The 26,598-nt window shown below is 64.8% G+C and carries 24 protein-coding genes; 7 read left to right on the top strand and 17 right to left on the bottom strand.

The window, feature by feature from the left end; genetic code table 11:
• The first annotated feature begins 7 nt into the window (after positions 1-7).
• The gene (locus ACK4FJ_RS12095) at positions 8-997 is read left to right on the top strand and encodes a homoserine kinase (protein WP_409766792.1); all 990 of its coding nucleotides are present in this window, start codon (positions 8-10) and stop codon (positions 995-997) included.
• Entirely contained in the window at positions 981-1,460 is a 480-nt protein-coding gene (gene rnhA, locus ACK4FJ_RS12090) for a ribonuclease HI (protein ID WP_409766790.1), read from the top strand. Before ACK4FJ_RS12095 ends, rnhA begins: the two co-directional genes overlap by 17 nt.
• Positions 1,461-1,505: 45 nt before the next feature.
• Here rnhA and ACK4FJ_RS12085 read toward each other — a convergent pair whose 3' ends face one another.
• Together ACK4FJ_RS12085 and ACK4FJ_RS12080 are read right to left on the bottom strand one after the other, a co-directional pair.
• Positions 1,506-1,988 carry a peroxiredoxin gene (locus tag ACK4FJ_RS12085; RefSeq protein WP_409766788.1) on the bottom strand — a complete coding sequence of 161 codons (483 nt, stop codon included), beginning with the start codon at positions 1,986-1,988 and terminating at the stop codon, positions 1,506-1,508.
• A 157-nt stretch (positions 1,989-2,145) separates the two neighbouring features.
• The gene (locus ACK4FJ_RS12080) at positions 2,146-2,943 is read right to left on the bottom strand and encodes a protein-disulfide reductase DsbD domain-containing protein (RefSeq protein ID WP_409766786.1); all 798 of its coding nucleotides are present in this window, start codon (positions 2,941-2,943) and stop codon (positions 2,146-2,148) included.
• A 106-nt stretch (positions 2,944-3,049) separates the two neighbouring features.
• On the opposite strand from ACK4FJ_RS12080, the gene ACK4FJ_RS12075 reads away from it, so the two are divergent.
• Positions 3,050-3,634 carry a YqgE/AlgH family protein gene (locus ACK4FJ_RS12075; RefSeq protein ID WP_409766784.1) on the top strand — a complete coding sequence of 195 codons (585 nt, stop codon included), beginning with the start codon at positions 3,050-3,052 and terminating at the stop codon, positions 3,632-3,634.
• 9 nt (positions 3,635-3,643) lie between these two features.
• Here ACK4FJ_RS12075 and ACK4FJ_RS12070 read toward each other — a convergent pair whose 3' ends face one another.
• The 14 genes from ACK4FJ_RS12070 to coxB form a co-directional block, all read right to left on the bottom strand.
• Positions 3,644-6,043, bottom strand: a complete 2,400-nt coding sequence (locus tag ACK4FJ_RS12070) for a methyl-accepting chemotaxis protein (RefSeq protein WP_409766782.1) — start codon at positions 6,041-6,043, stop codon at positions 3,644-3,646.
• Between the two features lie 24 nt (positions 6,044-6,067).
• On the bottom strand, positions 6,068-7,243 hold the full coding sequence (locus ACK4FJ_RS12065; RefSeq protein WP_409766780.1) for an ABC transporter substrate-binding protein: 1,176 nt from the start codon (positions 7,241-7,243) through the stop codon (positions 6,068-6,070).
• Between the two features lie 98 nt (positions 7,244-7,341).
• Entirely contained in the window at positions 7,342-7,926 is a 585-nt protein-coding gene (locus ACK4FJ_RS12060; RefSeq protein ID WP_409766778.1) for a GNAT family N-acetyltransferase, read from the bottom strand.
• A 25-nt stretch (positions 7,927-7,951) separates the two neighbouring features.
• The gene (locus ACK4FJ_RS12055) at positions 7,952-9,214 is read right to left on the bottom strand and encodes a M16 family metallopeptidase (RefSeq protein ID WP_409766776.1); all 1,263 of its coding nucleotides are present in this window, start codon (positions 9,212-9,214) and stop codon (positions 7,952-7,954) included.
• Positions 9,211-10,623 carry a threonine synthase gene (gene thrC, locus ACK4FJ_RS12050; RefSeq protein ID WP_409766774.1) on the bottom strand — a complete coding sequence of 471 codons (1,413 nt, stop codon included), beginning with the start codon at positions 10,621-10,623 and terminating at the stop codon, positions 9,211-9,213. Before thrC ends, ACK4FJ_RS12055 begins: the two co-directional genes overlap by 4 nt.
• Before the next feature lie 8 nt (positions 10,624-10,631).
• The gene (locus ACK4FJ_RS12045) at positions 10,632-12,122 is read right to left on the bottom strand and encodes a carboxypeptidase M32 (protein WP_409766772.1); all 1,491 of its coding nucleotides are present in this window, start codon (positions 12,120-12,122) and stop codon (positions 10,632-10,634) included.
• Between the two features lie 3 nt (positions 12,123-12,125).
• On the bottom strand, positions 12,126-12,887 hold the full coding sequence (locus ACK4FJ_RS12040) for an SURF1 family protein (RefSeq protein WP_409766769.1): 762 nt from the start codon (positions 12,885-12,887) through the stop codon (positions 12,126-12,128).
• Between the two features lie 4 nt (positions 12,888-12,891).
• Complete coding sequence (locus ACK4FJ_RS12035; protein WP_409766767.1) at positions 12,892-13,272, bottom strand: DUF983 domain-containing protein; 381 nt, start codon at positions 13,270-13,272, stop codon at positions 12,892-12,894.
• 11 nt (positions 13,273-13,283) lie between these two features.
• Positions 13,284-14,090: a cytochrome c oxidase subunit 3 gene (locus ACK4FJ_RS12030; RefSeq protein WP_409766765.1), complete on the bottom strand. Its 807-nt coding sequence runs from the start codon at positions 14,088-14,090 to the stop codon at positions 13,284-13,286.
• Between the two features lie 30 nt (positions 14,091-14,120).
• On the bottom strand, positions 14,121-14,705 hold the full coding sequence (locus ACK4FJ_RS12025; protein ID WP_409766763.1) for a cytochrome c oxidase assembly protein: 585 nt from the start codon (positions 14,703-14,705) through the stop codon (positions 14,121-14,123).
• A complete protein-coding gene (locus tag ACK4FJ_RS12020; protein ID WP_409766761.1) occupies positions 14,702-14,836 on the bottom strand; it encodes a hypothetical protein in 135 nt (44 codons plus the stop codon). The genes ACK4FJ_RS12025 and ACK4FJ_RS12020 overlap by 4 nt, the downstream gene beginning before the upstream one ends.
• Positions 14,833-15,765 (bottom strand): heme o synthase, encoded by a 933-nt coding sequence (locus ACK4FJ_RS12015; RefSeq protein WP_409766759.1) that lies wholly within the window; start codon positions 15,763-15,765, stop codon positions 14,833-14,835. Before ACK4FJ_RS12015 ends, ACK4FJ_RS12020 begins: the two co-directional genes overlap by 4 nt.
• 33 nt (positions 15,766-15,798) lie before the next feature.
• A complete protein-coding gene (gene ctaD / locus ACK4FJ_RS12010) occupies positions 15,799-17,418 on the bottom strand; it encodes a cytochrome c oxidase subunit I (protein ID WP_409766756.1) in 1,620 nt (539 codons plus the stop codon).
• A gap of 28 nt (positions 17,419-17,446) precedes the next feature.
• Positions 17,447-18,328, bottom strand: coding sequence for a cytochrome c oxidase subunit II (gene coxB / locus ACK4FJ_RS12005; RefSeq protein ID WP_409766754.1), 882 nt, complete (start codon positions 18,326-18,328; stop codon positions 17,447-17,449).
• Between the two features lie 217 nt (positions 18,329-18,545).
• Here coxB and ACK4FJ_RS12000 point away from each other — a divergent pair, with 217 nt between their 5' ends.
• From ACK4FJ_RS12000 to ACK4FJ_RS11985, 4 genes are all read left to right on the top strand, one after another.
• On the top strand, positions 18,546-21,857 hold the full coding sequence (locus ACK4FJ_RS12000; protein ID WP_409766752.1) for an EAL domain-containing protein: 3,312 nt from the start codon (positions 18,546-18,548) through the stop codon (positions 21,855-21,857).
• Positions 21,858-21,969: 112 nt separating this feature from the next.
• Positions 21,970-23,409 (top strand): metalloprotease TldD, encoded by a 1,440-nt coding sequence (tldD, locus tag ACK4FJ_RS11995; RefSeq protein ID WP_409766750.1) that lies wholly within the window; start codon positions 21,970-21,972, stop codon positions 23,407-23,409.
• Positions 23,410-23,440: 31 nt separating this feature from the next.
• Positions 23,441-24,253 (top strand): serine O-acetyltransferase, encoded by an 813-nt coding sequence (gene cysE / locus ACK4FJ_RS11990; protein ID WP_409766748.1) that lies wholly within the window; start codon positions 23,441-23,443, stop codon positions 24,251-24,253.
• A gap of 11 nt (positions 24,254-24,264) precedes the next feature.
• Positions 24,265-25,200 carry a hypothetical protein gene (locus ACK4FJ_RS11985; RefSeq protein WP_409766746.1) on the top strand — a complete coding sequence of 312 codons (936 nt, stop codon included), beginning with the start codon at positions 24,265-24,267 and terminating at the stop codon, positions 25,198-25,200.
• On the opposite strand, the gene ACK4FJ_RS11980 is transcribed toward ACK4FJ_RS11985, so the two are convergent.
• Positions 25,181-26,545, bottom strand: coding sequence for a glutamate--cysteine ligase (locus ACK4FJ_RS11980; RefSeq protein WP_409766744.1), 1,365 nt, complete (start codon positions 26,543-26,545; stop codon positions 25,181-25,183). The two genes, ACK4FJ_RS11985 and ACK4FJ_RS11980, sit on opposite strands and share 20 nt — an antisense overlap.
• Between the last annotated feature and the right edge of the window lie 53 nt (positions 26,546-26,598).

The raw sequence follows: 26,598 nt of genomic DNA, 5'->3' as shown, positions 1-26,598 counted from the left end.
CCGCTCCATGGCTGTCTACACCGAAATCGACGACGACCAGCTGGCCGGCCTGCTGGCCCGCTACGACCTCGGAGCGCCGGTTTCCTGCAAAGGCATCGCGGAAGGCGTCGAGAATTCCAATTATTTGCTGGTCACCGAGAAGGATACCTACATCCTCACGCTCTACGAGCGCCGGGTGAAACGCGACGACCTGCCCTATTTCCTCGACCTGATGAACCATCTGGCCGCCAAGGGCCTGGCCTGCCCGACCGCGATCCATGATCGCGACGGCAATACGCTGAACGAGGTGGCCGGCCGTCCCTGCGCCATCATCAGCTTCCTGAAAGGTGTCTGGCCGCGCAAACCCAATGCCCGCCATTGCCAGGAACTGGGCGCCGCCACGGCAAAACTGCATCTGGCCGGCCGCGACTTCCCCATGCAGCGCGTCAACGCCCTGAGCGTGGACGGCTGGGCCAGGCTGGTGGCCGACTGCCAGGCCAATGCCGACAGCGTGCAGCCCGGACTGGCACAGGAAATCCTGCGTGAATTCGATGGCCTGAAAGCGGCCTGGCCCGATGCGCCGGATCGCGCCGGCGACCGGCCGCTGCCCCATGGCGTGATCCATGCCGATCTGTTTCCCGACAATGTCTTTTTCCTGGCCGAGCGCTTCAGCGGCTTCATCGATTTCTATTTCGCCTGCAACGACTATTTCGCTTACGAAATCGCGATCTGCCTGAATGCCTGGTGCTTCGAGGCCGATGGCGCCTTCAACGTCACCAAGGCAAAGGCCTTCCTGAACGGCTACGAAAGCGTGCGGCCGCTGACCGATGGCGAGGTACACAGCCTGCCGCTGTTTGCGCGCGGTGCGGCGCTGCGTTTCCTGCTGACGCGTTTATACGACTGGCTCAACCAGGTGCCGGGCGCGCTGGTCAAGCCGAAAGACCCGCTGGAATACTGGAAGAAGCTGAAATTTCACCGTCAGGTTCTGGGCGCTTCGGCCTATGGCATCGAGCGCTGAGGCCATGGCCGAGGAAAACGTCGAAATCTTCACCGATGGCGCCTGCCTGGGCAATCCCGGCCCCGGCGGCTGGGCCGCCTTGCTGCGGTTCAACGGCACCGAAAAGGAACTGAGCGGCGGAGAACCGGCCACCACCAACAACCGTATGGAGATGATGGCGGCGATCATGGGGCTGGAGGCGCTGAAACGCCCCTGCCATGTCGCGGTTTATGCCGACAGCCGCTATGTGATCGACGGCGTCACCAAATGGCTGCGCAGCTGGAAGGCGCGCGGCTGGAAAACTGCCGACCGCAAGCCGGTGAAGAATGTCGACCTGTGGCAACGCATGGAAACCGCCATGGCGCCGCACCAGGTGGACTGGCACTGGGTGCGCGGCCATGACGGCCATGTCGAGAACGAGCGCGTTGACGTCCTGGCGCGCGCGGCGGCCACGGAAATCGCCGGCAGCGCTGCCGGAAAATAAAAAAGCCGGCCCGCAAGGGCCGGCTTTTGGTTTGCAATCCGGTTCTCAGATCTGGCCGAGCAGGGTGTTGGCATCCGACACTTCGAAAGCGCCGGGCTTTTCTAGGTTGAGCTGCTTCACCACGCCGTCGTCGACCAGCATGGAATAGCGCTGCGAGCGCAGGCCGAGGCCGCGCGCGGACAGATCGAACTCCATGCCGATCGCCTTGGTCAGTTCGCCCGAACCATCGGCCAGCATCACCACCTTGTCGCCCGTATTCTGCGCCTTGCCCCAGGCACCCATCACGAAGGCGTCGTTGACCGACAGGCAGGCAATGGTCTCGACGCCCTTCTTCTTCAGGTCGTCGTATTTCTCGATGAAGCCCGGCAGGTGCTTGGCCGAGCAGGTCGGGGTGAAGGCGCCCGGCAGGGCGAACAGCGCAACCTTCTTGCCCTTGAAGAATTCGCTCGCCTTGACGGCCTGCGGACCCTGGTCCGACATCACATACAGCGTTGCTTCGGGAATGCGGTCGCCAACCTTGATGGTCATGGTTTCCTCGTTATCGTCTGTTGTTTAGGGGGGTATTGTTTAACGGAATGCCCAGCGCCGCAGGAACGGCCGGAATAAAATGGTCCGGTGCGACGCCGGAAACAAGCCCCATCCGGTGACAAGGCCATAACAATGCCCTGTCGACAACACTGCCAGTTCAGGGCTTGAGCACCATCTCGGCGGCCAGCGCCTGGTCCACCAGGGTCAGCCGCAGGGGCTGGCTCACGCTCTCGGTCGGCGCCGTTGCCAGCCTGAATTTTGCTTCGCGGCGATCGGGGCTGAACGACACGTCCGGGCGACCGAACCAATGCTCGGTTCCGGCTTCGACGAACAGGTCCGGATTATGGAATGGCGCGGCGCTCTGCAGCGTGACGACCAGGGCATCGGGCAGTCGCTTTATCGCTATCAGTTGCAGGCCGGCCGCCTGGGCTGGCTGCGGCACCCGTGCGCGCCATTTCGCCAGCTGGGCGAGATCGGCGGATGTCGGCCGTATGCCGGCACGATGCTGCATCCGGTCGGTACGCAGGATGCAGATATCCTTGCACACGCCATATTCCAGGGTCAGATGCACATCAATGGTCTCGCCGGCCACCGCGGGCTTCAGCCGGATCGGCAGCACCACTTCATCCGTATAGCCATAAAGATCGGCCTGCCCGATGGCGATGCGTCGCGGCGCGGGCCAGGCAATGTCGGCGGCGGCCAGGTTCTCCGAACCGCTCCAGTCGAACTGGGCCGGCACGCCGCCCTCGCCGGGCGTGCGCCAGTAGAATTTCCAGCCCGGACCGAGTTTCACCTGCAGGCCGATCTCGTTCTCGCTGCCCTGAATCAGGGCGGTACGAACCGCCGCATGGGGCAACTGGATGCCCTGGGCGAAACTTGCTCCCGCGCCTGACAGGGCCAAAACCGCCGTAAACAGGAGGATTGCCGCGAGTCGGGCATGCAGGGTCGTGATCATCCCATGAATCTGCGCACTGGCCTGCCAATTGCAAGGGGCAGAATCGCCCCATATATGGACAACGGAAATGACTGGAGTAACATTCCAGTGAAACCGGAGCAGAGGCATGACCACGAGCGAAAGCCGGGCGATATCCGGATACCTTGAGCGGCAGCTGCTGATCGCGATGCCGAGCATGGGCGATCCGCGTTTTGCCCGCACCGTGATCTACATGTGCTCGCACAATGCCGAAGGCGCCATGGGCCTGGTGATCAACAAGCCTTATCCCGGCCTCACCTTCCCGAACCTGCTCACCCAACTCGGCATCGAATCGACCGCCGAGAACGACATCATCGTGCGCCAGGGCGGCCCGGTGGAGACCGGGCGCGGCTTCGTGCTGCATTCCACCGACTACATGCGCCAGGGCAGCGTGAAGATCGACGAGGATATCGGCATCGGCCTGACCGCCACGCTGGACGTGCTGCGCGCCATCGCCACCGGCACCGGGCCGCAGCACAGCCTGTTCGCGCTGGGTTATGCCGGCTGGGGCGCGGGGCAGCTCGATGCCGAAATCCACGACAATGCATGGCTGGCTGCGCCGGCCGATTTCGAGCTGATCTTCAACCCCGAACTCGACAACCTGTGGGATCGCGCGGTGCGCAAGATCGGCATCGACGTGGCCAAGCTGGCCAGCGTCTCCGGCCACGCCTGACGTTTCTCCTTACAGCCTGAAATAAGCCACCAGTTCGTTGAGCTGATCGGCCTGGCTGGCCATGGCCTGCGCCGAGGCCGTGGTCTGCTCGACCAGGGCGCCGTTGCGCTGGGTCATTTCATCCATGTTCGCCACCGCCGTGTTCACTTCCTCCAGGCCGGTCGCCTGCTCGCGGCTGGCCGAAGCGATTTCGGAGATGATGTCGGCTACCTTCTTCACCGAGGTGACGATTTCGCTGAGCACGCCGCCGGCACGGTTGACCAGTTCGGCGCCGCGCCGCACTTCGGTGTTGGACGCCTGGATCAGGTCCTTGATCTCCTTGCTGGCATTGGCCGAACGTTGCGCCAGGGCACGGACTTCCTGAGCGACAACGGCAAAACCCTTGCCGGCCTCGCCGGCGCGGGCGGCTTCCACGCTGGCATTGAGCGCCAGCAGGTTGGTCTGGAAGGCGATCTCGTCGATCAGCGACACGATGTCGACGATCTTCTGCGAGCTGGATTCGATCCCGCCCATCGCCGTCACGGCATCCTGCACCACGGCACCGCCGGTATTCGCCGTATTGCGTGCCGCCGTCGCCAACTGGCTGGCCGCCTGGGCGTTATCGGCATTCTGCTTCACCGTCGCGGTGATCTCATGCATCGAGGCCGCGGTCTCTTCCAGGCTGGCGGCCTGCTGTTCGGTGCGACCGGCCAGATCGGTCGATCCGGATGAAATCTCGCCTGCGGCATCCCGCACCGTGCGCGCGGTATCGGCAATGCGGCGCACCACCTCGCCCAGCTGTTCGGCGGTTTTGTTGGCATTCTCCTGCAGCTCCGCGAACACACCCTGATACGATCCCTCCACCCGGCGGCTCAGATCGCCATGGGCCATTCCGTCCAGCACTCGGTTGACCGCACTGATCGTGCCGGCAAAGGAATCGAGCAGGGTGTTGACGCCCTCGCCCAGCTTGCGCATCACGCCTTTCAGTGGCTCTGCGTCGATCCGCTGGTTCAGGTCGCCGGCCGCAGCGGCGGCCACGATCAAGCCGACCGAGCGGTCGATCATTTCTTCCTGGGCCTGACGTTCGCGTTCGAATACGGCACGTCCCTGCTCGACCTCCTGCTGCAGGCGTTCGTTCTCCTGGCCGTTTTCCTTGAAGATCTGCACGGCGCGCGCCATGTCGCCGATTTCGTCCGGCCGGTTGCGGTCCGGCACCTCGGTGGTCCAGTCGCGATTGGCCAGCCGCCCCATCACCTCGGTCAGGTCGACCATGTTGGCGATCACCTTGCGGCCGACATACAGCCAGGCCACGGCCACAGCGGCGATGATGCTCAGCACCGCCAGCACGCTCAAAACCACGATGCCGATACGTACGGTGGAGAACGCGCTTTGCGCTGCCTCCGTTGCGCCATCGTTGGCGGCAGCGACGAAGCGCCGGGTCTCCTCACCCAGCACCGCGGCGGCGGCACGGGCCTCGGCCAGGGCCCGGGCCGTGCCGGCGCTGGTTTCCAGATCCTGCTGGCGCAGGCTGAACATCCCATCGTCCCCGCGCCCCAGGGCGATCATCGCCTCCACCGGCTGTTTGATCGATTCATCGTTATAGGCATCCAGAACCTTCTTCAGGGACTGGTTCATGCGCGTCACCGCGCCTTCGAAACGGTCGCGCAGGCCATTCAGGGCCGGCAGGGACGGGGCATTGCCGGCGGATTCCAGCAGGCTGGCGGCCTGGCTGATCCCGGCGGCCAGTTCCGACAGGCCATCGACCATGGCGAATTCGAATTCGGCCAGCGCCTTCATGTCGCCGGCCGTGTCTTCGATGCTGCGACCGCCCTTGCCCACATTCTCCAGCGTGGTGACAATATTGAAAGCCGTGTCGTCCGACAGTTTCGACGTGGCGGCGACGAAGGCATCGCCGGTGGCGGCGATCTTCCGCCCCAGTTCGGCCCGTGTCGCCTCGGTCTGAAGACGGCGGGCCGTGTTCACGCTGATGATGGTGATCTGCTGGTTCAGTTTCTCTACGGCGCCTTCCAGCTTCGCCACCTCGGCGGCGCTGCTGCTGCGGCGCATGGAGTCAAGCCCGGCCTGGATGGTCTCGCCCAGCTCCCGGGTCTGGTTCGCGCGTTCGATCCGTTCCGCTTCACTGTTGGCATTGGCCAGAACCGGCGCGGCTGCGGCCAACTGCGCACTTTGCGCCGAGAGCTCAAGCGAAATGATCACCGCCGGCAGGCTCTCGTCGGTCACCTTCTCCAGCGCCGCGTTGATCTGCGAGAAGAACAATTCCGCGATGATGGTCGAAACAATGGTCAGCGCGGCAATCGCGCCGAAGGCCAGGTAGATCTTGCGACGGATGCCAAAACGATGGGTATTTCGCGTCACCGAGGGTTGGCGGTTGTCCGGGCTGGCAGCCGAAGTCATATCGATGCTTGTCATGACGGCAGATCCTTCTGATCGCGTTTATTTCAGCGCGGTGGCAGCGCGGAAGCGACCATCTCGGTCGATGATGGTGAGAAAGACCTGGTCTGAGCCTTGGTTGTCGTTCGCTCCAAAAACCAGCTTGATGCCCCCGAGGTCGTATTCGCCCTGCTGCAGGGCCTTCAGCAAAGCGGCACGTGTCGGCTCGCCCTCGATGCGCTCCAGCGCCATCACGGTCATGCGGCCGACAAGGTAACCTTCCAGCGATATGAAGCCCGAGAAGGCGTTGGGCACATGCTCGCGCAACGCTTTCTGATAATGCTCCACGGCCGGAATCGAGGTGTCGCGCGGAAATGGCACCACCTGGGTCACGACCACACCGGCCCCGTCGGGGCCAAGATTGCCCGCCAGCGCATCCGAACCGACAAACGAGATGTTCACGTAAACAGCGTTCAGGTTGATCTTTTTGGCCACCCGGATGAACTCACCCGCCGGTGCATATGGCCCGATGATGATCACCGCCTGCGGCTGCACCTTGCGCAATTCGATCAGGCCCCGCTTCACCGCCGTGGTGTTGCGTTCGAAAGTGGCAAAACCTGCCAGCTCCATGTTGCGTTTTTTCAGCGCCCGCTCCACACCGGCCAGGCCGGCGCGGCCGAAGGCATCGTTCTGATACAGAATGGCGATGCGGGTATGGCCGAGATCCTTGGTCAGCCGCTCGACCATCTCCTCGGTCTCCTGGAAATACGAGGCCCGCAGGTTCACCACATTCGGCTTGTAGGGATTGCGCAGGAATTCGACACCGGTATAGGGCCCGATGAAAGGCACGTTATCGGCCGTGGCCAGAGGCAGCGCGGCGGCAGCCGTCGGCGTACCCACCGGCCCGATCAGAGCGAAAACCTTGTCTTCGGCAAGCAACGCCCTGGTGGCGGCCGCCGACTTGGCCGGTTCATAGCCATCGTCGCGCACCACCAGTTCCAGCTTGCGTCCCTTCACCCCGCCCGCGGCATTGGCTTCGGCGAAGGCCGCCATGAGACCATCGCGCATGCCGGTGCCCAGTGCCGAGGCCGGCCCCTCGATGGCGGCGGCCTGCCCGAACACGATCTTGTCCGGAAACACTCCGGGATCGGCGGCATGAGCCGTTCCGATTCCGATCAGAAGCAATACCAAAGCAGCAGACGTAATGCCGGCGTCGCGGCAGATTGTTTTAGCCGTCATCGTTTTCATCCCCCTGGGCCGGGTTTTCCCAGCCTCCCTGTGGGACGAGCTTAGACGAAAGTCACAATCAAAATAAAGTTGTATGCGAAACTATATGGTTAACCGGAAGGCGAGTCGGTCACGAGCCGCGCATAAAGCTGATGGTCCCGCCATGCCCCATCGATCTTGAGATATTCGCGCAGGATGCCTTCGCTGCGGAATCCGGCGCGGCCGAGCAATTGTCGGCTGGGTGCATTCTCCGGCAGGCAGGCCGCCTCAAGCCGATGCAGCTTCAGCGCGGTGAAACAATGCTGCACCATGATGGTCAACGCCTCGGTCATGTAGCCTTGCCCGGCATGCGGCTTGCCGATCCAGTAGCCAAGCTCGCCGCATTGCGAGGCACCGCGCCGGATATTCGACAAGGTGATTCCGCCGAGTAAGCCATCGCTGCGACGCAGGAAGATGAAATAGGCCTCGCCATATTCCTGTCGGCGCAGTCGCTCGAACCAGGCCAGCCGGCGACGATAACCGTCGCGGCTTAAGGAATCTTCCGCCCAGGTCGGTTCCCAGGGCTGCAGGTGTTCGCGACTTACCGCGCGCAGCGTGGCCCAGGATTCGTAGTCGTTGATTTCAGGCGCCCGCAGATACAGCTGATCGCCGTTGAGGACCGGCGTGGCTCCGGGAAGGAAGCGCCCGAACAGCATGCCGCCTTCCCTTCCCCCTATCGCCTCAGCCGAACCGCGCTGCAAAGCGCTGATAGGGCTCCAGTCGTTCGACCGGGCCCAGCGCCGCCACCGTGGGCGGCGCCGTGCGCATCACCCGTTCCGCCACCTTGCGCAGGGCCGCCGCGTCGACGCGGTCGACGGCGGCCAGCACCTCGTCGATATCCAGCGGCCGGCCGAACAGCAGCATCTGGCGGCCCAGCTGCTCGATACGGGCGCCCGAGCTTTCCAGCGACATCACCAGGCCGACCTTCAGCTGGGCGCGGGCGCGCTGCAATTCGGCATCGTCGACCCGGCCGCAGAGCTTGCCCAGTTCCTCGGCCAGCACCGGCGTCAGCTCGGCCAGTTTCTCGGCGCCCGTGCCGGCATAGATGGTGAGCAGGCCGCCATCGCGATAGGAACTCGGATAGGCATAAACCGAATAGGCCAGGCCGCGCTTCTCGCGCACTTCCTGGAACAGGCGCGACGACATGCCGCCGCCCAGCACCGTGGCATAGACCTGCATGGCATAATAATCGGGATCGTCGAAGGACAGGCCCGGCAACGCGATGGCGACATGAGCCTGTTCCAGATCGCGCACCGCGCGTTTCTCGCCGCCGCCGCCGTAGCGGGCATCCTGCTGCTTCGCCCGGGGCGTCTGACGCAGGCGGGCGAACAGCCGTTCGGCTTCCGCCACCAGCATGTCATGATCCACCGCTCCGGCCGCGACCAGCACCAGACTGGGGCCATGATAGAAACGGTCGAGGAAACCCTGCAGGTCGCCGCGCTGCATGGCCGAAACGCGTTCCACCGTGCCGAGGATGGACCGGCCCAGCGGCTGACCCGGGAAGGCGGTTTCCTGCAGGTGGTCGAAGATGATGTCGTCGGGCGTGTCTTCCGACTGGCCGATCTCCTGGATGATGACCTCGCGCTCGCGCTCCATCTCCTCGGCGTCGAAGACGGAATGCTGCAGGATGTCGGCCAGGATATCGAGCGCCAGCCCCGTATCGCCAGCCATCACGCGGGCGTAATAGGCGGTCTGTTCGCGCGAGGTGAAGGCATTCAGGTGGCCGCCGACCGCCTCGATCTCCTCGGCGATGGCCAGCGCCGTGCGACGCTCGGTGCCCTTGAAAGCCATATGCTCGAGCATATGGGCTACGCCGTTGATCTCGGGCGTTTCGTCGCGCGCGCCGGCATCGACCCAGATGCCGACCGATACGGTCTTGACCTGCGGCATGGCCTCGGAGACCACCCGCATGCCGTTGGAAAGCGTGCTGATACGTACAGTCATGCCTTCACTCTACGGCTTTCGATGAAGGCACGCACCCCTGCCACGTCGTTGGCCAGCACGGTCTGGCGCTCCGGGCGCTCAAACAGGTTGGCCAGGCGCGGCGGCAGGGCCGGATGCCGGCCGGTGGCTTCTTCCACGGCAGCCGGGAATTTGGCCGCATCGGCGGTGGCCAGCGTCACCAGCGGCATGTCCGCCGGCAGGGCGGCCTTCGCCCGCTGCTCGGCCGCCACCACCAGGCCAACGGCGGTATGCGGATCCACCAGCTGGCCGTTGCCGGCGGCGAAGGCGGTTTTCAGCATGGCCTTGGTGGCCGTTTCGTCGGCGCGGCCGGCGGCGAAAAGCTGCTTCGTCTCGGCCAGGGCATTGGTGGAAACGGTGAACCCGCCGGCGCCATCAAGATCGCTCATCAGCTTGCGCACCTGGACCGCATCGCGGCCATGCATGTCGAATAGCAGGCGTTCGAAATTGCTCGCCACCTGGATGTCCATGCTGGGGCTGATGGTGGGATTGACGCCGCCCTTGCGGTATTCGCCGCTCTCGAAAAAACGCGCCAGGATGTCGTTGCGGTTGGTGGCGACGACCAGCTTGGCAATCGGCAGCCCCATCTTCGCTGCGCAATAACCGGCGAAGATGTCGCCGAAATTCCCGCTCGGCACGCAGAAAGCCGGGGCGCGATCGGGCCCGCCGAGGCTCAAAGATGCCGTCACGTAATAGACGATCTGGGCCATCACGCGCGCCCAGTTGATCGAGTTCACTGCCGTCAAGCCCGCCGTATTGCGAAAACCGGCATCGTTGAACAGGGCCTTCACCATCGCCTGGGCATCGTCGAAGGTGCCTTCCAGCGCGATGGCATGCACGTTGGCATCCGGCACGGTCGTCATCTGCCGGCGCTGCACGTCCGAGACGCGACCATGGGGGAACAGGATGAAGATGTCGAGATTGGCGCGGCCGCGGCAGCCCTCGATGGCGGCCGAACCGGTATCGCCCGAGGTGGCGCCCACGATGGTCGCGCGCTTGCCCGAACGCGACAGCGCCCAGTCGAACAGCCGGCCGAGCAATTGCAGGGCCACGTCCTTGAAGGCCAGTGTCGGGCCATGGAACAGTTCCAGCAGCCAGTCATTGGCATCGATCTGGCGCAACGGCACCACGGCCTTGTGGCCGAAGGTGCCATAGGCCTCATCGATCATGCGCTTGAGATCGGCATCGGGGATGCAGCCGCCGACGAAAGGCCTGATCACCCGGAAGGCGACCTCGGCATAAGGCAGGCCGCGCATGGCGCGCCAGTCGGCGGCCGAGAACTGCGGCCATTCCGCCGGCACATAGAGGCCGCCATCGGTCGCCAGGCCGGCCAGCAGCACACCTTCGAAATCGAGTTCCGGCGCCTGGCCGCGGGTGGAAACATAGCGCATGGCGTGACTCAGTTCAGATAGCGGGCTTTAAGATGCGCCTTGAAGGCGGCGGTGCTTAAGGGCTTGCCGGTCGCCTCGCGCAGCAATTCGCCGGTGGTGAGCAGCGACCCCTTGCCATGCACGTTGGCGCGCAGCCAGCGCAGCAGCGGCTTGAAATCGCCCTTGGCGATGCCGGGCAGGATATCGCCATCCTGCTCCTTGGCAGCGGCAAAAAGCTGCGCGGCGGAAAGCGCGCCGAGGGTGTAGGTCGGGAAATAGCCGATGGAGCCGACCGCCCAGTGGATGTCCTGCATGCAGCCCTGGGCATAATCCGGCACGTCGACGCCCAGCAAAGTCTGCATGCCGTCGTTCCAGGCATCGGGCAGATCGTCGATGGACAGATGATCGTGCAGCATCGCCTGCTCCAGGCGATAGCGCAGGATCACATGGGCCGGATAGGTCACCTCGTCGGCATCGACGCGGATCAGGTCCGGCTTCACCCGGGCATAGATGCCAAGCAGGTTCTCATCCGACCAGGCCGGACCGCTACCGTTGAAGGCCTTGCGTAGGATCGGTGCGGCATAGCGCAGGAATTCCGCGCCGCGGCAGACCTGCATCTCGACCAGCAGGCTCTGGCTTTCATGCAGCACCATGCCGCGCGCCTCGCCCACCGGCTGGTCGCGCCAGGCCTTGGGCAGGCCGAGTTCGTAGAGCGCGTGGCCGGTCTCGTGTAGCACGCCCATCAGCGCCTTGGTGAAATCGTCGTCGGAATAGCGCGTGGTGATGCGCACGTCGTCGGGCACGCCGCCGGTGAAGGGATGCAGGCTGACATCCAGCCGGCCATGGTTGAAATCGAACCCCAGCGCCTTCATGAACCGCAGGCCGACCTGGCGCTGCGCCTCGGTCGGGAACGGGCCGGGCAGCGGCAGCGGCGCCGGCCGCTTGGCCTGCTTGGCCAGCGCTTTGTCGATGAAGCCGGGCAGGAAGTTGCCCAGATCGGCGAACAGCTTGTCGATGGTCGCCGACCGGCCGCCGGGCTCGTATTCGTCCAGCAGCGCGTCATAGGCATCCAGCCCGAAAGCGGTCGACTTGGCGGCGGCCACCTCGCGGGTCAGTTCCAGCACAGGCCTGAAGGCCTTGGCGAAGGATTTGAAATCGTCGTCGCGACGGGCCTTGCGCCACACCATCTCGCAGGCCATGCCGGCTTTTGAGCGCGCCTCGACCAGCTTCGGCGTCAGCGCCGTGGCATGGCGCCATTGCCGGCCCATCTCGCGCAGGTTGGCGCGCTGCCAGTCGCTTAGAGCTTTCTTCTGCGCCTCGACCTCGCCCAGCATCTCGCCCAGCCGCGGATCGGTCAGCCACTCATGGCGCACCACGCTGAGCACGGCCATCTGTTCGGCACGCGCCTTGGCGCCGCCCTCGGGCATCATGGTGGACTGGTCCCAGCCCAGCATGGCCAGCGCGCCGTTCACCGCGCCGATGCGGCGGAATCGCTGTTCCAGAGCCTTGTAGCTTTTCATGTCTCAGGCCTTCGGCTGGCCGGATTTTGCGGCCGCTTCGCGGTCCCGGCGCCGATGCCATAGCACATAAATCACCGCCAGGACTATGACGCCGCTATACCAGGTGACCGCATAGGCCAGGTGATTGTTGGTGAAATTCAGCCGTGTATGGCCGCTGCGCGGCCAGCCGCCGGGCACCGTCACCGAGGCATCGGCATCGACGAAGAGTTCCGGCGCGTCGCTGATGCCGGCGGCCTTCAGCATGCCGGCGGCGTCGCCGTAATACCACAGATTACGCTGCAGGTCGTTGTCGGGCGTGAACCAGCCCTTGCCCCAGGGCACGTGGGTGATGCCCGAGATCGTCACCTCGCCGCTCACCTGGCCGGCGGCCCGGCGGGCGGGATCCTTTTCGTCGGCCGGCACCCAGCCGCGGCTGACCAGCACCCAGCCGGGCGCGTCGCTGCGCTTGAGCGGCGTGATGATGTGGTAGCCGAAATTGCCTCGCTCGGAATGGGCCAGCAGGTGGAACTCCCGGCTGTGGTCGAACGTCCCGCGCACCGTGACCGGACGATAACTCCAGTCGGCCGGATCGAGCGGCCCGCCATTTACTGTGGGGCCGGGCAGCGGAACCGGGGCCGCTTTCAGCCCGGTTTCGACGCTTTCGATCAGGTCCAGCTTCCAGAACAGCCGCTGCACCTGCCAGGTGCCCAGCACGAGCAGCAGGATAAGGGCGGGAATGGTGAACAGGGTCGGCCAGAAAGCCGGCCGAAAACCTAGAATTTTCAATGGATTACTCGCGCAGTAATTCGATGTCGGACGAAGCCTTGTGGCGGAATTGTAGCGCGATGAGCGTGGCTTTGAAGGGCCGCAGCATAAGAATGGAGCCGCCCAGGATCAGCGGCGCCCATAAAACCATGTGCAGCCAGAGCGGCGGGCCGAAGCGCAACTCGACCCACAGCGCCAGGCCGACGACGATGAAACCGAGGATGAGGATGACGAAGACCGCCGGCCCGTCGCCGGCATCGATCTTGGCATAATCCAGATCGCAGGACGGGCAGCGCGGCTTGACCGTCAGCAGCCCGTTAAACAGCGGGGCTTCGCCGCAGCGGGGACACCTGCAGCGAAGCCCCGTCGAGAACGGCGACAGCGGCGGATAAAAAGCGGCCGCCATCGTCTGATGCCTCAGTGGCCCGGGCCCGCACCCCACCAGTAGATGGCGGCGAACAGGAACAGCCAGACCACGTCCACGAAATGCCAGTACCAGGCGGCCGCCTCGAAGCCGAAATGATGGTTCGACTTGAAATGGCCCTTGGTGGCGCGGATCAGGCAGACCAGCAGGAAGATGGTGCCGATGATCACGTGGAAACCGTGGAAACCGGTCGCCATGTAGAAGGTCGAGGCGTAGATGCCATCGGTGAACCCAAAAGCGGCATGGCTGTATTCGTAGGCCTGCAGAGCGGTGAATAGCGCGCCGAGGATGACGGTGATCGTCAGGCCCTGGATCAGGCCCTTGCGGTCGTCATGCAGCAGGGCGTGGTGCGCCCAGGTGACCGTGGTGCCCGACAGCAGCAGGATCAGCGTGTTGATGAACGGCAGGTGCCAGGGATCGAAGGTCTCGATCGTGGCCGGCGGCCAGACGCTGCCGATCGCCTCGGTCGGGAACAGCGACGCGTTGAAATAGGCCCAGAACCAGGCCACGAAGAACATCACCTCGGAGGCGATGAACATCACCATGCCGTAACGCAGGTGCAGCTGCACCACCGGAGTATGGTGGCCGTCATGCTCGGCTTCGCGGATCACGTCGCCCCACCAGGCGATCATGGTGTAGAGCACGACCAGCAGGCCGGGCACGGCCCACAGATAGCTGTAGCCATGGAAACCGGCGACGCAGCCCAGCGCCAGGGCGAAAGCACCCATCGAACCGACGAAGGGCCACGGGCTGGGGTCGACGAGATGGTAATCGTGATTGCGGGCGCTATCTGCGGCCATGGTGTTACCCCCTAGTTACGCAAGTTGATCTCAATTGACCGGGCGGACCGGGCCGCCGCGATCGGAAACACGCTTTTCTTCCGGCATGCGGAAGAAGGTGTAGCTCAAGGTGATGGTGGTGACGTCGCGGGTCTTCGGATCCTTGAGGATGTCCGGATCGACGAAGAACGAGACCGGCATGTCGACGCTCTGGCCCGGCTCCAGCCGCTGTTCGGTGAAGCAGAAGCAGGCGATCTTGTTGAAATACTGCCCCGCCTTCTCCGGCGTGACGTTGAAACTGGCCTGGCCGCTGACCGGCTCGGCGGTCGGGTTGGAGGCCCGGTAGAAGATCAGCATCTCCTCGCCCGGCTTCACCCGCACCTCGCGCTGCACCGGCTGGAAGCGCCAGGGCAGGCCCGGTGCGATATCGGAGTTGAAGCGCACGGTGATCAGGGCCTCGCCGGCTTCGGTGGCGCCCGGCGCGCTGGCGGCACGCAGCGGCGTGCCGGCGAAACCGGTGACGCGGCAGAACAGGTCGTAAAGCGGGGCAGACGCGAAGGTCAGCCCGACCATGCCCGCCACCACGGCGGCGCAACTCAGCGCGATGCGACGGTTCTTGCGGGCGGCTTCGCTCATCCGGCGCGCCCCGTCATCTTGGCGATGGTGATGAAATAGAACAGTACGACCAGGGCGCCCAGCACCACGGCCAAAGCGATGTTGCGCGCGCGGCGGCGCTTGTGTTCGTCATGCAGGGGCATCGCGCTCATGCTCCCCAGCCGAGCCCGCGTTCGGCCAGCAGCAGGGCAAACAGCAGGAAGAGATAGAGGATCGAATAGGCGAACATATGCTTGGCGGCGCGGTCGCCGGTCCCGCGCCAGATGCGCCAGGCCAGGCCGAGGAAAATCGCGCCCAGGGCGGCGGTCACGCCGCCATACAGCGACCCGGCGAGGCCAAGCACCCAGGGGCTGAGCGTAATCGGCACCAGCAGCAGGCTGTAGATCAGGATCTGGCGGCGGGTCTCGCGGTCACCGGCCACGACGGGCAGCATCGGCACTCCGGCGCGGGCATAATCGTCCGAACGATACAGCGCCAGGGCCCAGAAATGCGGCGGCGTCCACATGAAGATGATGGCGAACAACAGGATGGGCAGCAGCGACAGGTCGCCGGTGACGGCGGCCCAGCCGATCATCGGCGGGAAGGCGCCGGCCGCGCCGCCGATCACGATATTCTGCGGCGTGCGGCGCTTCAGCCACATCGTATAGATGAAGACGTAGAAACCGATGGTCAGCGCCAGGATCGCGGCCGCTACCCAGTTCACTGCCAGCCCCATCACCAGCACCGAGGCGAAGGAGAGGACAGTACCGAACCCCAGCGCCTGGTCGCGCGTGATGCGGCCCTGCGGGATAGGCCGCCCCTGGGTGCGCGCCATCACGGCATCGATATCGGCGTCGTACCACATGTTGATGGCGCCCGAGGCGCCGGCCCCGATGGCGATGCACAGCAACGCCGTGATCGCCAGCGTCGGATGCAGCGCGCCCGGCGCCAGCACCATGCCGACGAGGCCAGTGAACACCACGAGCGACATCACACGCGGCTTGAGCAGCGCGAGATAATCGGCCGGATGGGCATTATGGGCGGCATCGAGGCCGGCTGTGCCGGCCTCGTGTCGCTCAACGCTGTAGCTGGCGTCAGACAAACTGCAACTCCCGGGGCGTGGAGTCTTCCGGTCTTACTTGATGACCGGAAGTTTTTCGTACTGGTGGAACGGCGGCGGCGAGGACAGGGTCCATTCCAGCGTCGTCGCGCCCTCGCCCCACGGATTGTCGGCGACCTTCTTCTTGCGGATGAAGGCGTAGATCACCGAGCCGACGAAGAACAGCGTCGAGGCGAAGGCGATGTAGGCGCCGATCGAGGCGACGAAGTTCCAGCCGGCAAAGGCATCCGGATAGTCCGGGATGCGGCGCGGCATGCCCTGCAGGCCGAGGAAGTGCATCGGGAAGAACAGCAGGTTCACGCCGATGAAGGTGGTCCAGAAGTGAATCTGGCCCGCCGTCTCGCTCAGCTCGTAGCCCGACATCTTGCCGAACCAGTAGTAGAAGCCGGCGAAGATGGCGAACACCGCACCAAGGCTCAGCACGTAGTGGAAATGCGCCACCACGTAATAGGTATCGTGCAGGTAGGTGTCGACGCCGGCATTGGCCAGCACCACGCCGGTCACGCCGCCGACGGTGAACAGGAAGATGAACCCGACGGCGAACAGCATCGGCACGGTGAAGCGGATCGAACCGCCCCACATCGTGGCGATCCACGAGAATATCTTCACGCCCGTGGGCACCGCGATCACCATGGTGGCGGCGGTGAAGTAGGCGCGGGTGTCGACATCCAGGCCCACCGTATACATGTGGTGCGCCCACACGACGAAGCCAACCACGCCGATCGCGACCATGGCATAGGCCATGCCGAGATAGCCGAACACCGGCTTCTTCGAGAAGGTCGAGATGATCTGGCTGATGATGCCGAAGCCCGGCAGGATCAGGATGTACACCTCGGGATGGCCGAAGAACCAGAACAGGTGCTGGAACAGGATCGGGTCGCCGCCGCCTTCCGGCTTGAAGAAGGAGGTGCCGAAATAGCGGTCGGTCAGCAGCATGGTGATGCCGCCGGCCAGAACCGGCAGCGACAGCAGCAGCAGGAAGGCCGTGATCAGCACCGACCACACGAACAGCGGCATCTTGTGCAGGGTCATGCCCGGCGCGCGCATGTTGAAGATGGTGGTGATGAAGTTGATGGCGCCGAGGATCGACGAGGCACCGGCGATGTGCAGGCTCAGGATGGCCAGGCCGACGGCCGGACCGGGATGGCCGACATCGGAGCTGAGCGGCGGATAGATCGTCCAGCCGCCGCCAACGCCATTACCGCCGGCCGGACCCTCGACCATGGTCGAGAGCAGCAGCAGGCCGAAAGCCGGGATCAGCAGCCAGAACGAGATGTTGTTCATGCGCGGGAAGGCCATGTCCGGCGCGCCGATCATCAGCGGCACGAACCAGTTGCCGAAGCCGCCGATCATGGCGGGCATGACCATGAAGAAGATCATGATCAGACCGTGGCCGGTCACCAGCACGTTGAACAGGTGATGGTTGTCGCCGAGGATGCCGTTGCCCGGGTTCATCAGTTCGGCGCGCATCAGCACCGACATCAGGCCGCCGATCAGGCCGGCGATGATGGCGAAGATCAGGTACAGCGTACCGATGTCCTTGTGGTTGGTCGAATAGACCCACCGGCGGAAACCGGTCGGGGTATGATGATCGTCGTGATGATCGTGGGCTGCGTGGGCGTGAGCCTGGGACATGGCGCTCCCCTATCCTCTAATCGGTGTATTACTGTGCGACGCGCGCGTCGGCGAGACGCGGCGACGGGCCATCGACGGTGGCGAATTTCTGCTTCGCCTCGTCGGCCCACTTGGCATAGGCCTCCTTGGAAACCACCTGCACCTTGATCGGCATGTAGCCGTGATAGGCGCCGCAGATTTCCGAGCACTGGCCGTAATAAGTGCCCTCGCGCTCGGCGCGGAACCAGGTTTCGTTGGTGCGGCCCGGCACGGCGTCCTTCTTCACGCCGAAGGCCGGCATGGCCCAGGCATGGATCACGTCGGCCGCCGTCACCAGCAGGCGCACGTTGGTGTTGACCGGAACCACGACCGGGTTGTCGGTCTCAAGCAGGCGCATCTGGCCGGGCTTGAGATCGGCTTCCTGCACCATCGTGGCGTCGAAGGTGAAGTTGCCGTTATCCGGATATTCGTAAGACCAGTACCACTGCTTGCCGATCGCCTTGATGGTCAGTTCGGCTTCTTTGGTCTTGTCCGAGAAATACAGCAGCTTGAAAGACGGCACCGCGATCACGATCAGGATCAGGATCGGCACCACGGTCCAGGCCACCTCGATCAGGGTGTTGTGCGAGGTCTTCGACGGCACCGGATTGGCCGAGGCGCGGAAGCGCAGGATCACATAGACCAGCAGCGCCAGCACAAAAACCGTGATCAGTGTGATGATCCACAGCAGCAGATCATGAAAATCCTGCATGTCCCGGGCGACCGGGCTGACCGCCGGCTGCATGCCGAGATGCCAGGGGGACGGCAGGCCCGGCGTCTGCGCGACAGCCGGCGTGTTCAGGAACAGGACGGCGCCCAGCGCCCCCACAGCGGCCGAAACCGAAACACGGCGCACGGCCCGGCAGGCCTCGGCAAACGTATTCCACCCCATCTTTGATACCCTCGCTTGTAACTAGAGACAGAGTCTCACTCTTCGTCGCGGGAACATACACCGAGCGCTTGCCGGCCGACCAAGCCCGGCGCCCTCGTGCGACGATTTGTCGCTGCGCCCTGGCGCGCACCCGTTCCGCCCCTTACCCCTTGATTTGGCTTGCGCTTGCGCCACCGCGGCCAGCCCCCTAAGCTGCCTTCTCGTAAGGTTTGCAGGCATGCTCGATCCCAATCAGCGTAAACTGACCCAGGACATCCTCGACTGGCTGGATCGACCAGCCTTTACGGTTGAGTACGGCCCAGGCGACAGCTACCGATACGTGTCCTGCAACACTGCCTATGCCGCCCTGACGGAAATGAGCGCCGATGCCCTGACGGGTCAGGCCCTGTCCGCCGGCTTTGCCCTGGGCGAGGCCGAAAAGGTCCGCGCCCTGCTCGACAGCACCCGCAAGGAGGGCCGGCGCCAGATCGGCAACACCCTGATCCGCTGGGCCAACGGCTGGCTTTGCCAGGGCCTGACGGTGGCGCCGCTGAACGACGGAGCCGGGCGTGTGGCCGGCCTGATGGTGATCGCCGAAGCCTCGACCCCGGAAAAGATGCACCAGGTCGCCCTGCAGGTGGCCGAATACAAGCTGCGCGATTTCGCCGAACTGGCCTCGGACTGGTTCTGGGAAACCGATGCCGATCACCGCTTCACCTGGATTTCCGATTCCTCCTCCGCCCATACCAGCAGCCTGCGCGCCACCATGCTGGGCCGCTGCCGCTGGGAGGTGGCGATCCAGGGCGACAGTGAAACCGACATGCTGTTCTGGCAGGAGCACCGCCGCCAGCTCGACAATCACGAGCCCTTTCGCGGCTTCCGCTACTGCTCGCTGCTCACCGGCAACGAGATATGGATCGAGATCAACGGCAAGCCGGTCTTCGATGCCAACGGCCGCTTCATGGGCTATCGCGGCTCGGGCCGCGACATAACCGAGCAGTATCGCCAGCAGCGCCGCATCGAATCCGCCCTGCGCCAGGCCGAGGAAGCCAGCCGCGCCAAGAGCCAGTTCCTGGCCAATATGAGCCATGAGCTGCGCACGCCGCTGAATGCCATCATCGGCTTCTCGGAAATCATCCGCGACCAGATGTTCGGCTCGGTCGGTGTGCCGCGCTATGTCGATTACGCGCGCGACATCAATGCCTCGGGCACCCACCTGCTCGCCCTGATCGGCGACATTCTGGACATGTCGCGCATCGAGGCCGGCTATTATGCGCTGGACGAAAAGGCCGTCGATCTTTCGACCGTGATCCAGTCCGCGCTGACCATGGTCAAGCCGCAGGCGGAACGCGGCGGAATCACCCTGCGCAACCTGTCATCTGAAAACCTGCCGCAGCTCCGCGCCGACGAACGCGTGGTCAAGCAGGTGCTGATCAACCTGCTGGGCAACGCGGTGAAATTCACACCCGGCGGCGGCACCATCGACGTGGTGTTCCGGCAACTGCCCGACGGCACCCCCTCGCTCACGGTGATCGATACCGGCATCGGCATTCCACACGAGCGGCTGGAACATATCTTCGAGCCGTTCCAGCTCGCCAAGGCGGAAGTGGCGCGCCAGCACGGCGGCACAGGCCTTGGCCTTTCCATCAGCAAGCGGCTGATGGAACTGCATGGCGGCTCGCTCGCCCTGAGCAGCACGGTCGGTGCCGGCACGCAGGCGCAGATGACCTTCCCAAGCTGGCGACTGCTCTCAGATGTGGACGAGGAATGGACACCGCCGGTGCCACCGCCGGCCGCGCCGAAGCCGGCTCAGATTGCGCCGGCCAAGCCGGTCGCGCAGAAGCCCGCCATCGCCCCCGACAGCGGCCTGGGCGAAACCCTGCGCGCCCTGATCGACACCATGAACGAGGGCGTGCTGTGCATCGACGGCAACGGCGCGATTTCCAGTGTCAGCGACATCTGTGGCGCCATCTTCGGCTACCCGCCCGACGAACTGGTCGGACAGAATGTAAAGATCCTGATGCCGGAACCGTTCCGCTCTGGCCATGATTCCTATGTCCGTAACTACCTCGCCACCGGGCGCGCCAAGATTCTCGGCCTGGGCCGCGACACGCTCGGCCGCAAGAAATCGGGCGAAATCTTCCCGATCCATCTGAGCGTGGGCGAATATGCCGATGAGAACGGCCCTGGTTTCGTCGGCATCGTGCGCGACATCTCCGACCGCCGCGATGTCGAGCTGCGCGCCGAATTTGCCAGCCGCAACGATCCGCTCACCGGCATCCTGAATCGTGCCAGCTTCATTGCAGAAACCGAACGCATGCTGGGCGCCCAGCACCGCCTCGACGGCGGCCTGTGGGTGCTGTTCAACCTCGACATGGACAGCTTCCGCGACATCAACGAGGGCTTCGGCTACCACATCGGCGACATGGTTCTGAAGCAGACGGCGGACCGCCTGGCCGAGGTGCTGCCGCGCGAGGCCCTGATCGGCCGCATCGCCGCCGACCAGTTCTCGGCGCTCGCCGCCGTCAACGACCTCAACAATGCGCTCAACCTGGCCCAGGCGGTGCATGCCCAGCTGACCCGGCCGCTGGCCGTGGATGGCCGCGTCGTGCCGCTGAAGGTCAGCATGGGCGCCGCCATCATCGACGATCCGGCCGAGAAGATCAGCGACGCGCTGGCCAAGGCCGAACTGGCGATGAAGCTGGTCCGCTCGGCGGGTGGCGATTCCACGCGCTTCTACAGCCCCGAGATGACCCGGGCGGCCGAACGGCGCCTGCAACTGACCATGCATCTCGATGCCGCCGTCGAGAACAACGAATTCCACATGGTGTACCAGCCGGTGGTCGAAACCTCGACCGGCGCGATCTGCGCCATCGAGGCGCTGCTGCGCTGGAAGCATCCCGATCTGGGCGCCATCTCGCCGTCCGAATTCATTCCGCTGGCCGAGGAAACCGGCAGCATCATCGCGATCACGCGCTGGGTCTTCGCCACGGTGGCCGAGCAGCTGCGCAGCTGGCGCCGCGAGGGCATCGAACCGCGCCGCGTTTTCGTCAACGTCTCGGGCCAGCAGTTCATCCGCGACGACCTGCCCGGCCATTTCCGCAAGATGGCCCAGGAAGAGCCGGAACTGATCCCCTTCCTCGGCATTGAGATCACCGAGCAGGCGGCGATCCAGAACATGGAAGCCACCGTGCAGGCGATCCGCGAACTGGCCGAGATCGGCATCGATGCCGCGCTGGACGATTTCGGCACCGGCTATTCCTCGCTCAGCTATATCCAGCGGCTGCCGATCCGCAAGATCAAGCTGGACCGCGCCTTCATCGCCGACCTGCCCGGCAACGAACGCGACATCGCCCTGGTCCGTGCCATGATCGGTATGGCCACCGGTCTCGACCTGCCGGTGGTGGCCGAGGGCGTGGAGACCACGGCGCAACGCGACTTCCTGCGCGGCGTGGGCTGTAGCGAAATGCAGGGTTATCTGATCAGCAGGCCGGTGCCGGCCGACGAGATGTCGGGCCTGCTGCGCCAGAGCGAACGCCGGCGGCGGTAAATGGCTCCATCCGGGGGCTGTATTTCCCCCATGCCCGCGCCATATAATTTCGACGCCGACCCGTGTCGGTCCGATTTTTCGTTGAGTTTTCATTATCTTGCATGAGGCCGCCATGTCCGGCACGTCCGCCGCCCAGGAATTGTTCTTCACCCGCGCCGGGCTCGACCGCGCGCGTCTCGATGCGCTGGTCGGCGATGCCCTGCACGGTGCCGATGACGGCGAGCTGTTCCTGGAATACAGCCAGTCGGAAAGCTTCAGCTTCGACGATGGCCGGCTCAAGGCCGCCAGCTTCGACACCAGCCAAGGCTTCGGTCTGCGCGCCGTGTCGGGCGAGCAGACCGGTTATGCCCATGCCTCGGACCTGAGCGAAGAGGCCATCCGCCGCGCCGCCACCACCGTGCGGGCCGTGCGCGCCGGCCATGGCGGCGTGATGAGCGATCCGCCCCAGCCGACCAACCGCCATCTCTATGGCGACGACAATCCGCTGAACGAGATTCCTTTCGAGCAGAAGGTGGCGCTGCTACAGGCCATCGACGCCTATGCCCGCGCCAAGGATCCGCGCGTGAAACAGGTTTCCGCCTCGCTGGCCGGCTCGTGGCAGGCGGTGGCGATCCTGCGCGCCGATGGCACGATGGTGGAGGATATCCGCCCGCTGGTGCGCCTGAATGTTTCCGTGGTTGCCGCCCAGGGCGACCGCATGGAAAGCGGCAGCCGTGGCGCCGGCGGTCGCGTCGGTTATGCCCGCTTCTTCGATCCTGCCCATTGGCAGGCGGAAGTGGACGATGCCCTGCGCCAGGCTTTGGTGAACCTGGAATCCGTGCCGGCACCAGCCGGCGAAATGACCGTGGTGCTCGGCCCCGGCTGGCCCGGCATCCTGCTGCACGAGGCCATCGGCCATGGCCTGGAAGGTGACTTCAACCGCAAGAAAACTTCCGTCTTCGCCGGCCTGATGGGCGAGCGCGTAGCGGCGCCGGGCGTCACCATCGTCGACGACGGCACCATCGAAAGCCGGCGCGGCTCGCTTAGCGTCGATGACGAAGGCACGCCGACCGAAAACACCGTGCTGATCGAGGACGGTATCTTGAAGGGCTACATGCAGGACCGCATGAATGCCCGCCTGATGGGCATGAAGGCGACCGGCAACGGCCGGCGCGAATCCTTCGCGCATAGCCCGCTGCCGCGCATGACCAACACCTACATGCTGGCCGGCGACCGCGATCCGGGCGAAATCCTGGCAGGCGTGAAAAAGGGGGTCTATGCCGTGAATTTCGGCGGCGGCCAGGTCGACATCACCTCGGGCAAATTCGTGTTCTCCTGCACCGAGGCCTACATGATCGAGAACGGCAAGGTCGGTGCCCCGATCAAGGGCGCCACCCTGATCGGTGCCGGCGCGGAAGTGCTGAAGCAGGTCAAGGCGGTCGGCAACGACCTGAAGCTGGATGCCGGTGTCGGCACCTGCGGCAAGTCTGGCCAGGGCGTGCCGGTCGGCGTCGGCCAGCCCACCCTGCTGATCGATGGATTGACGGTGGGCGGCACCGCAAAAGCCGCGTAAGCTGTCGCAACGGTATCTGAAGGGGAACCCCATGCCCGTCATTGCCAACAAGATCGTCAGCCACGACCCGGTCTGGGCCTCGATCCGCGAGGAAGCCCTGCGCGCCGCGGCGGAAGAACCGCTGCTGGCCAGCCTGGCCCATTCCGCCGTGCTGAACCACCAGCGGCTGGAAAACGCGCTGAGCTACATCCTGGCGCAGAAACTGGCCAGTGACGCCCTTCCGGCGCTGGGCATGCGTGAGGTAATCGAGGAGGCCTTCTCCGCCGATCCCGATATCGGCAATGCCGTGCGCGCCGACCTGGTGGCGGTGAACGAGCGCGACCCGGCCTGCAGAGGCTTCCTCAAGCCCCTGCTGTTCTTCAAGGGCTTCCAGGCCATCCAGGCCCATCGTGTGGCGCATTGGCTGTGGCACCAGAAGCGCGAGACCATGGCCTTCCTGCTGCAAAACCGCGCCTCCGAGGTGTTCGGGGTCGACATCCACCCAGCCACCCGCTTCGGTCGCGGCATCATGATCGATCATGGCACCGGCGTGGTGATCGGCGAGACCGCCGTGATCGAAGACGATGTCTCGCTGCTGCAGAACGTGACCCTCGGCGGCACCGGCAAGGAAACCGGCGACCGTCACCCCAAGATTCGCCGTGGCGTGCTGATCGGCGCCGGCGCCAACATCCTGGGCAATATCGAAATCGGTGAAGGCGCCAAGATCGGCGCCGGCAGCGTGGTGCTGATCCCGGTGCCGCCGCATTGCACGGCGGCCGGCGTGCCGGCCAAGCTGCTGGGCGATTGCGGCTGCGAACAGCCGGCACGCGAGATGGATCACGCCCTGCCGCCGCAGGCCGACTGACCTTCACGGCCGTGCGCCGCTTCATTGTCGTCATCGCAACCCTGGCCGGCCTCGTGTCCGGCCAGGCCGCGGCGCAATCGCTGGTCGGCGCCCGCGAATGGCTGCTGCCCGGCAGCCTGTCGCTGGAAAACCTGAGCCAAAGGCCTGACGAGCGGCTGGAAGACGGCCGCAATTTCTATGTCGCCTTCGGTCGGCTGGCTTTCCGCGCGCCGGATATCCTGGGCGGCACGGCGCGCAAGGCGGGCCTGTCATGCCAAGCCTGCCACGCCAGCGGCTTCGCCACCCATGCCTTCTTCATCCCCGGCCTGTCCGACCGGCCCGGCCGCATCGACGTAAGCAACGCCTTCTGGCACCTGCGCGGCGAGGATGGCATCGACAACCCGCTGGAGATTCCATCCCTGCGTGGCGTGAAGACGAAGGACCGTTTCGGCCACGACGCCCGCACGGCATCTTTGCGCGACTTCACCCGCCGGGTGATCGTGATGGAATTCGCCGGCGACGAACCCGATGCCCTACTGCTGGATGCCCTGGTGGCGTATCAGGAAAAACTGCAGCCGGCCGACGAAACGCCGCAACCGGTCACATTGCGGCAGGACCTGGCCGACATCCTCGGCCATCTCGATACCCTGCGCGTGCCGCTGGCCGAGGAGAATGCCGCGCTGGCCGGCCGCATCGCCACGATGATCCGCGGCCAGCTCGGCTTCATCCACGAACGGTTTGCCGACGAAGACATGCGCGGCAGCCGCGCTGCGCTGGAGGAATGGTCGCGTCGACTTGTGGGCATCGCGGACCTGGCGGAAGCCGGCCAATGGCCGCAGGCACGGCAGCATCTCGCTGCGCTACGCGCTGCCATCGCCGCACCGCCGCCGGCTTTTGCCGCCGACCTCCCGCGTTCGCTTTACGACAGAACGCGGCTTGCCGCCTGGCTCAGTAAGCCAGCTCGGTGAAGGCCGGATCGACCGATTTGTTCCAGCGGCCGTTATAAAGCTTCAGCAACGCTTCCGCCGGCGTCTCGCCGGATTCGGCGATGCGCGTCAGCGGTTCGAGGAAATGCGTTTCGTCCTCGCCGGCCGGCGATATGCGCTTGCGCGCTTTCAGCCCGGCCATGGCGATCTTCATCATCTCTACCGCGTAGCTTTGCAGGCGCCGGCCGCGCAGTTCGGTATGCAGGCCGAATTTGGGCACATCGAGCCGCAACTGCTCGCGCTCTGCGATGGTCCAGTCGCGGCACAGGTCCCAGGCGGCATCCAGCGCTTCCTGCTCGTACAGCAGGCCGACCCACAAGGCCGGCAGGGCACATAGCCGCGACCACGGACCGCCATCGGCGCCGCGCATTTCCAGATACCGCTTCAGCCGCACCTCGGGGAACAGCGTGGTGATATGGTCGGCCCAGTCGCGCAGGGTGGGCTTTTCGCCCGGCAGGGCCGGCAGCTTGCCGGCCATGAAATCGCGGAAGCTCTGGCCCGAGGCATCGATGTATTTGCCGTCGCGGTAGACGAAATACATCGGCACATCGAGCGCGTGGTCGACATAGCGCTCGAAGCCCATGCCATCCTCGAACACGAAACCCAGCATGCCGGTGCGGTCGGGATCGGTATCGGTCCAGATCTGGCTGCGATAGCTCAGGAAGCCGTTCGGCTTGCCCTCGGTGAAGGGCGAGTTGGCGAACAGCGCGGTGGCCAGCGGCTGCAGGGCCAGGCCGACGCGGAACTTCTTCACCATGTCGGCTTCGTCGGCGAAATCCAGGTTCACCTGCACGGTGCAGGTGCGGAACATCATGTCGAGGCCCAGATTGCCCTTCTTGGGCATATAGGCGCTCATGATGCCGTAGCGGCCCTTGGGCATCACCGGAATGTCCTGGCGGCGCCATTTCGGATTGAAGCCCAGCCCCATCATCGCCACGCCGATTTCGCTGTCGATCTCGCGCAGCTGCTTCAGATGGGTCGAGACCTCGATACAGGTCTGGTGGATGGTCTCAAGCGGCGCGCCCGACAATTCGAACTGTCCGCCCGGTTCCAGCGTGATCGACTGGTTGTCCATGGTGAGCGCGATGATCTTGTCGCCCTCCGTCACCGGCTGCCAGCCGAAACGCTGCAACTCGACCAGCAGGCGTTTGATGCTCGCGTCGCCTTCATAGGGCAGCGGGCGGAAGTCGGCGGTGCTGTAGGCGAATTTCTCGTGCTCGGTGCCGATGCGCCAATCGGCTTTCGGCTTGCTGCCCTGGGCCAGATACTCGACAAGCTGCGCCTTGGAAGTGATCGGCGTTTCGGGAGCCTGGGCCGGTCCGGACATGAGAACCTCGAAATGATTATTGTTATCGTTACTGGGGTTGGGCGGCGGCCGAA

The organism is Ferrovibrio sp. (assembly GCF_046297595.1).
Lineage (GTDB): Bacteria > Pseudomonadota > Alphaproteobacteria > Ferrovibrionales > Ferrovibrionaceae > Ferrovibrio.
This window is presented reverse-complemented; position numbering and strand designations above follow the sequence as displayed.

Excerpts from the sequence above, each read along its gene's own strand:
- ACK4FJ_RS12095 (WP_409766792.1), top strand. The coding sequence starts at position 8 with ATGGCTGTCTACACCGAAATCGACGACGACCAGCTGGCCGGCCTGCTG.
- rnhA (WP_409766790.1), top strand. The coding sequence starts at position 981 with ATGGCATCGAGCGCTGAGGCCATGGCCGAGGAAAACGTCGAAATCTTC.
- ACK4FJ_RS12085 (WP_409766788.1), bottom strand. The coding sequence starts at position 1,988 with ATGACCATCAAGGTTGGCGACCGCATTCCCGAAGCAACGCTGTATGTG.
- ACK4FJ_RS12080 (WP_409766786.1), bottom strand. The coding sequence starts at position 2,943 with ATGATCACGACCCTGCATGCCCGACTCGCGGCAATCCTCCTGTTTACG.
- ACK4FJ_RS12075 (WP_409766784.1), top strand. The coding sequence starts at position 3,050 with ATGACCACGAGCGAAAGCCGGGCGATATCCGGATACCTTGAGCGGCAG.
- ACK4FJ_RS12070 (WP_409766782.1), bottom strand. The coding sequence starts at position 6,043 with ATGACAAGCATCGATATGACTTCGGCTGCCAGCCCGGACAACCGCCAA.
- ACK4FJ_RS12065 (WP_409766780.1), bottom strand. The coding sequence starts at position 7,243 with ATGACGGCTAAAACAATCTGCCGCGACGCCGGCATTACGTCTGCTGCT.
- ACK4FJ_RS12060 (WP_409766778.1), bottom strand. The coding sequence starts at position 7,926 with ATGCTGTTCGGGCGCTTCCTTCCCGGAGCCACGCCGGTCCTCAACGGC.
- ACK4FJ_RS12055 (WP_409766776.1), bottom strand. The coding sequence starts at position 9,214 with ATGACTGTACGTATCAGCACGCTTTCCAACGGCATGCGGGTGGTCTCC.
- thrC (WP_409766774.1), bottom strand. The coding sequence starts at position 10,623 with ATGCGCTATGTTTCCACCCGCGGCCAGGCGCCGGAACTCGATTTCGAA.
- ACK4FJ_RS12045 (WP_409766772.1), bottom strand. The coding sequence starts at position 12,122 with ATGAAAAGCTACAAGGCTCTGGAACAGCGATTCCGCCGCATCGGCGCG.
- ACK4FJ_RS12035 (WP_409766767.1), bottom strand. The coding sequence starts at position 13,272 with ATGGCGGCCGCTTTTTATCCGCCGCTGTCGCCGTTCTCGACGGGGCTT.
- ACK4FJ_RS12030 (WP_409766765.1), bottom strand. The coding sequence starts at position 14,090 with ATGGCCGCAGATAGCGCCCGCAATCACGATTACCATCTCGTCGACCCC.
- ACK4FJ_RS12025 (WP_409766763.1), bottom strand. The coding sequence starts at position 14,705 with ATGAGCGAAGCCGCCCGCAAGAACCGTCGCATCGCGCTGAGTTGCGCC.
- ACK4FJ_RS12020 (WP_409766761.1), bottom strand. The coding sequence starts at position 14,836 with ATGAGCGCGATGCCCCTGCATGACGAACACAAGCGCCGCCGCGCGCGC.
- ctaD (WP_409766756.1), bottom strand. The coding sequence starts at position 17,418 with ATGTCCCAGGCTCACGCCCACGCAGCCCACGATCATCACGACGATCAT.
- coxB (WP_409766754.1), bottom strand. The coding sequence starts at position 18,328 with ATGGGGTGGAATACGTTTGCCGAGGCCTGCCGGGCCGTGCGCCGTGTT.
- ACK4FJ_RS12000 (WP_409766752.1), top strand. The coding sequence starts at position 18,546 with ATGCTCGATCCCAATCAGCGTAAACTGACCCAGGACATCCTCGACTGG.
- tldD (WP_409766750.1), top strand. The coding sequence starts at position 21,970 with ATGTCCGGCACGTCCGCCGCCCAGGAATTGTTCTTCACCCGCGCCGGG.
- cysE (WP_409766748.1), top strand. The coding sequence starts at position 23,441 with ATGCCCGTCATTGCCAACAAGATCGTCAGCCACGACCCGGTCTGGGCC.
- ACK4FJ_RS11980 (WP_409766744.1), bottom strand. The coding sequence starts at position 26,545 with ATGTCCGGACCGGCCCAGGCTCCCGAAACGCCGATCACTTCCAAGGCG.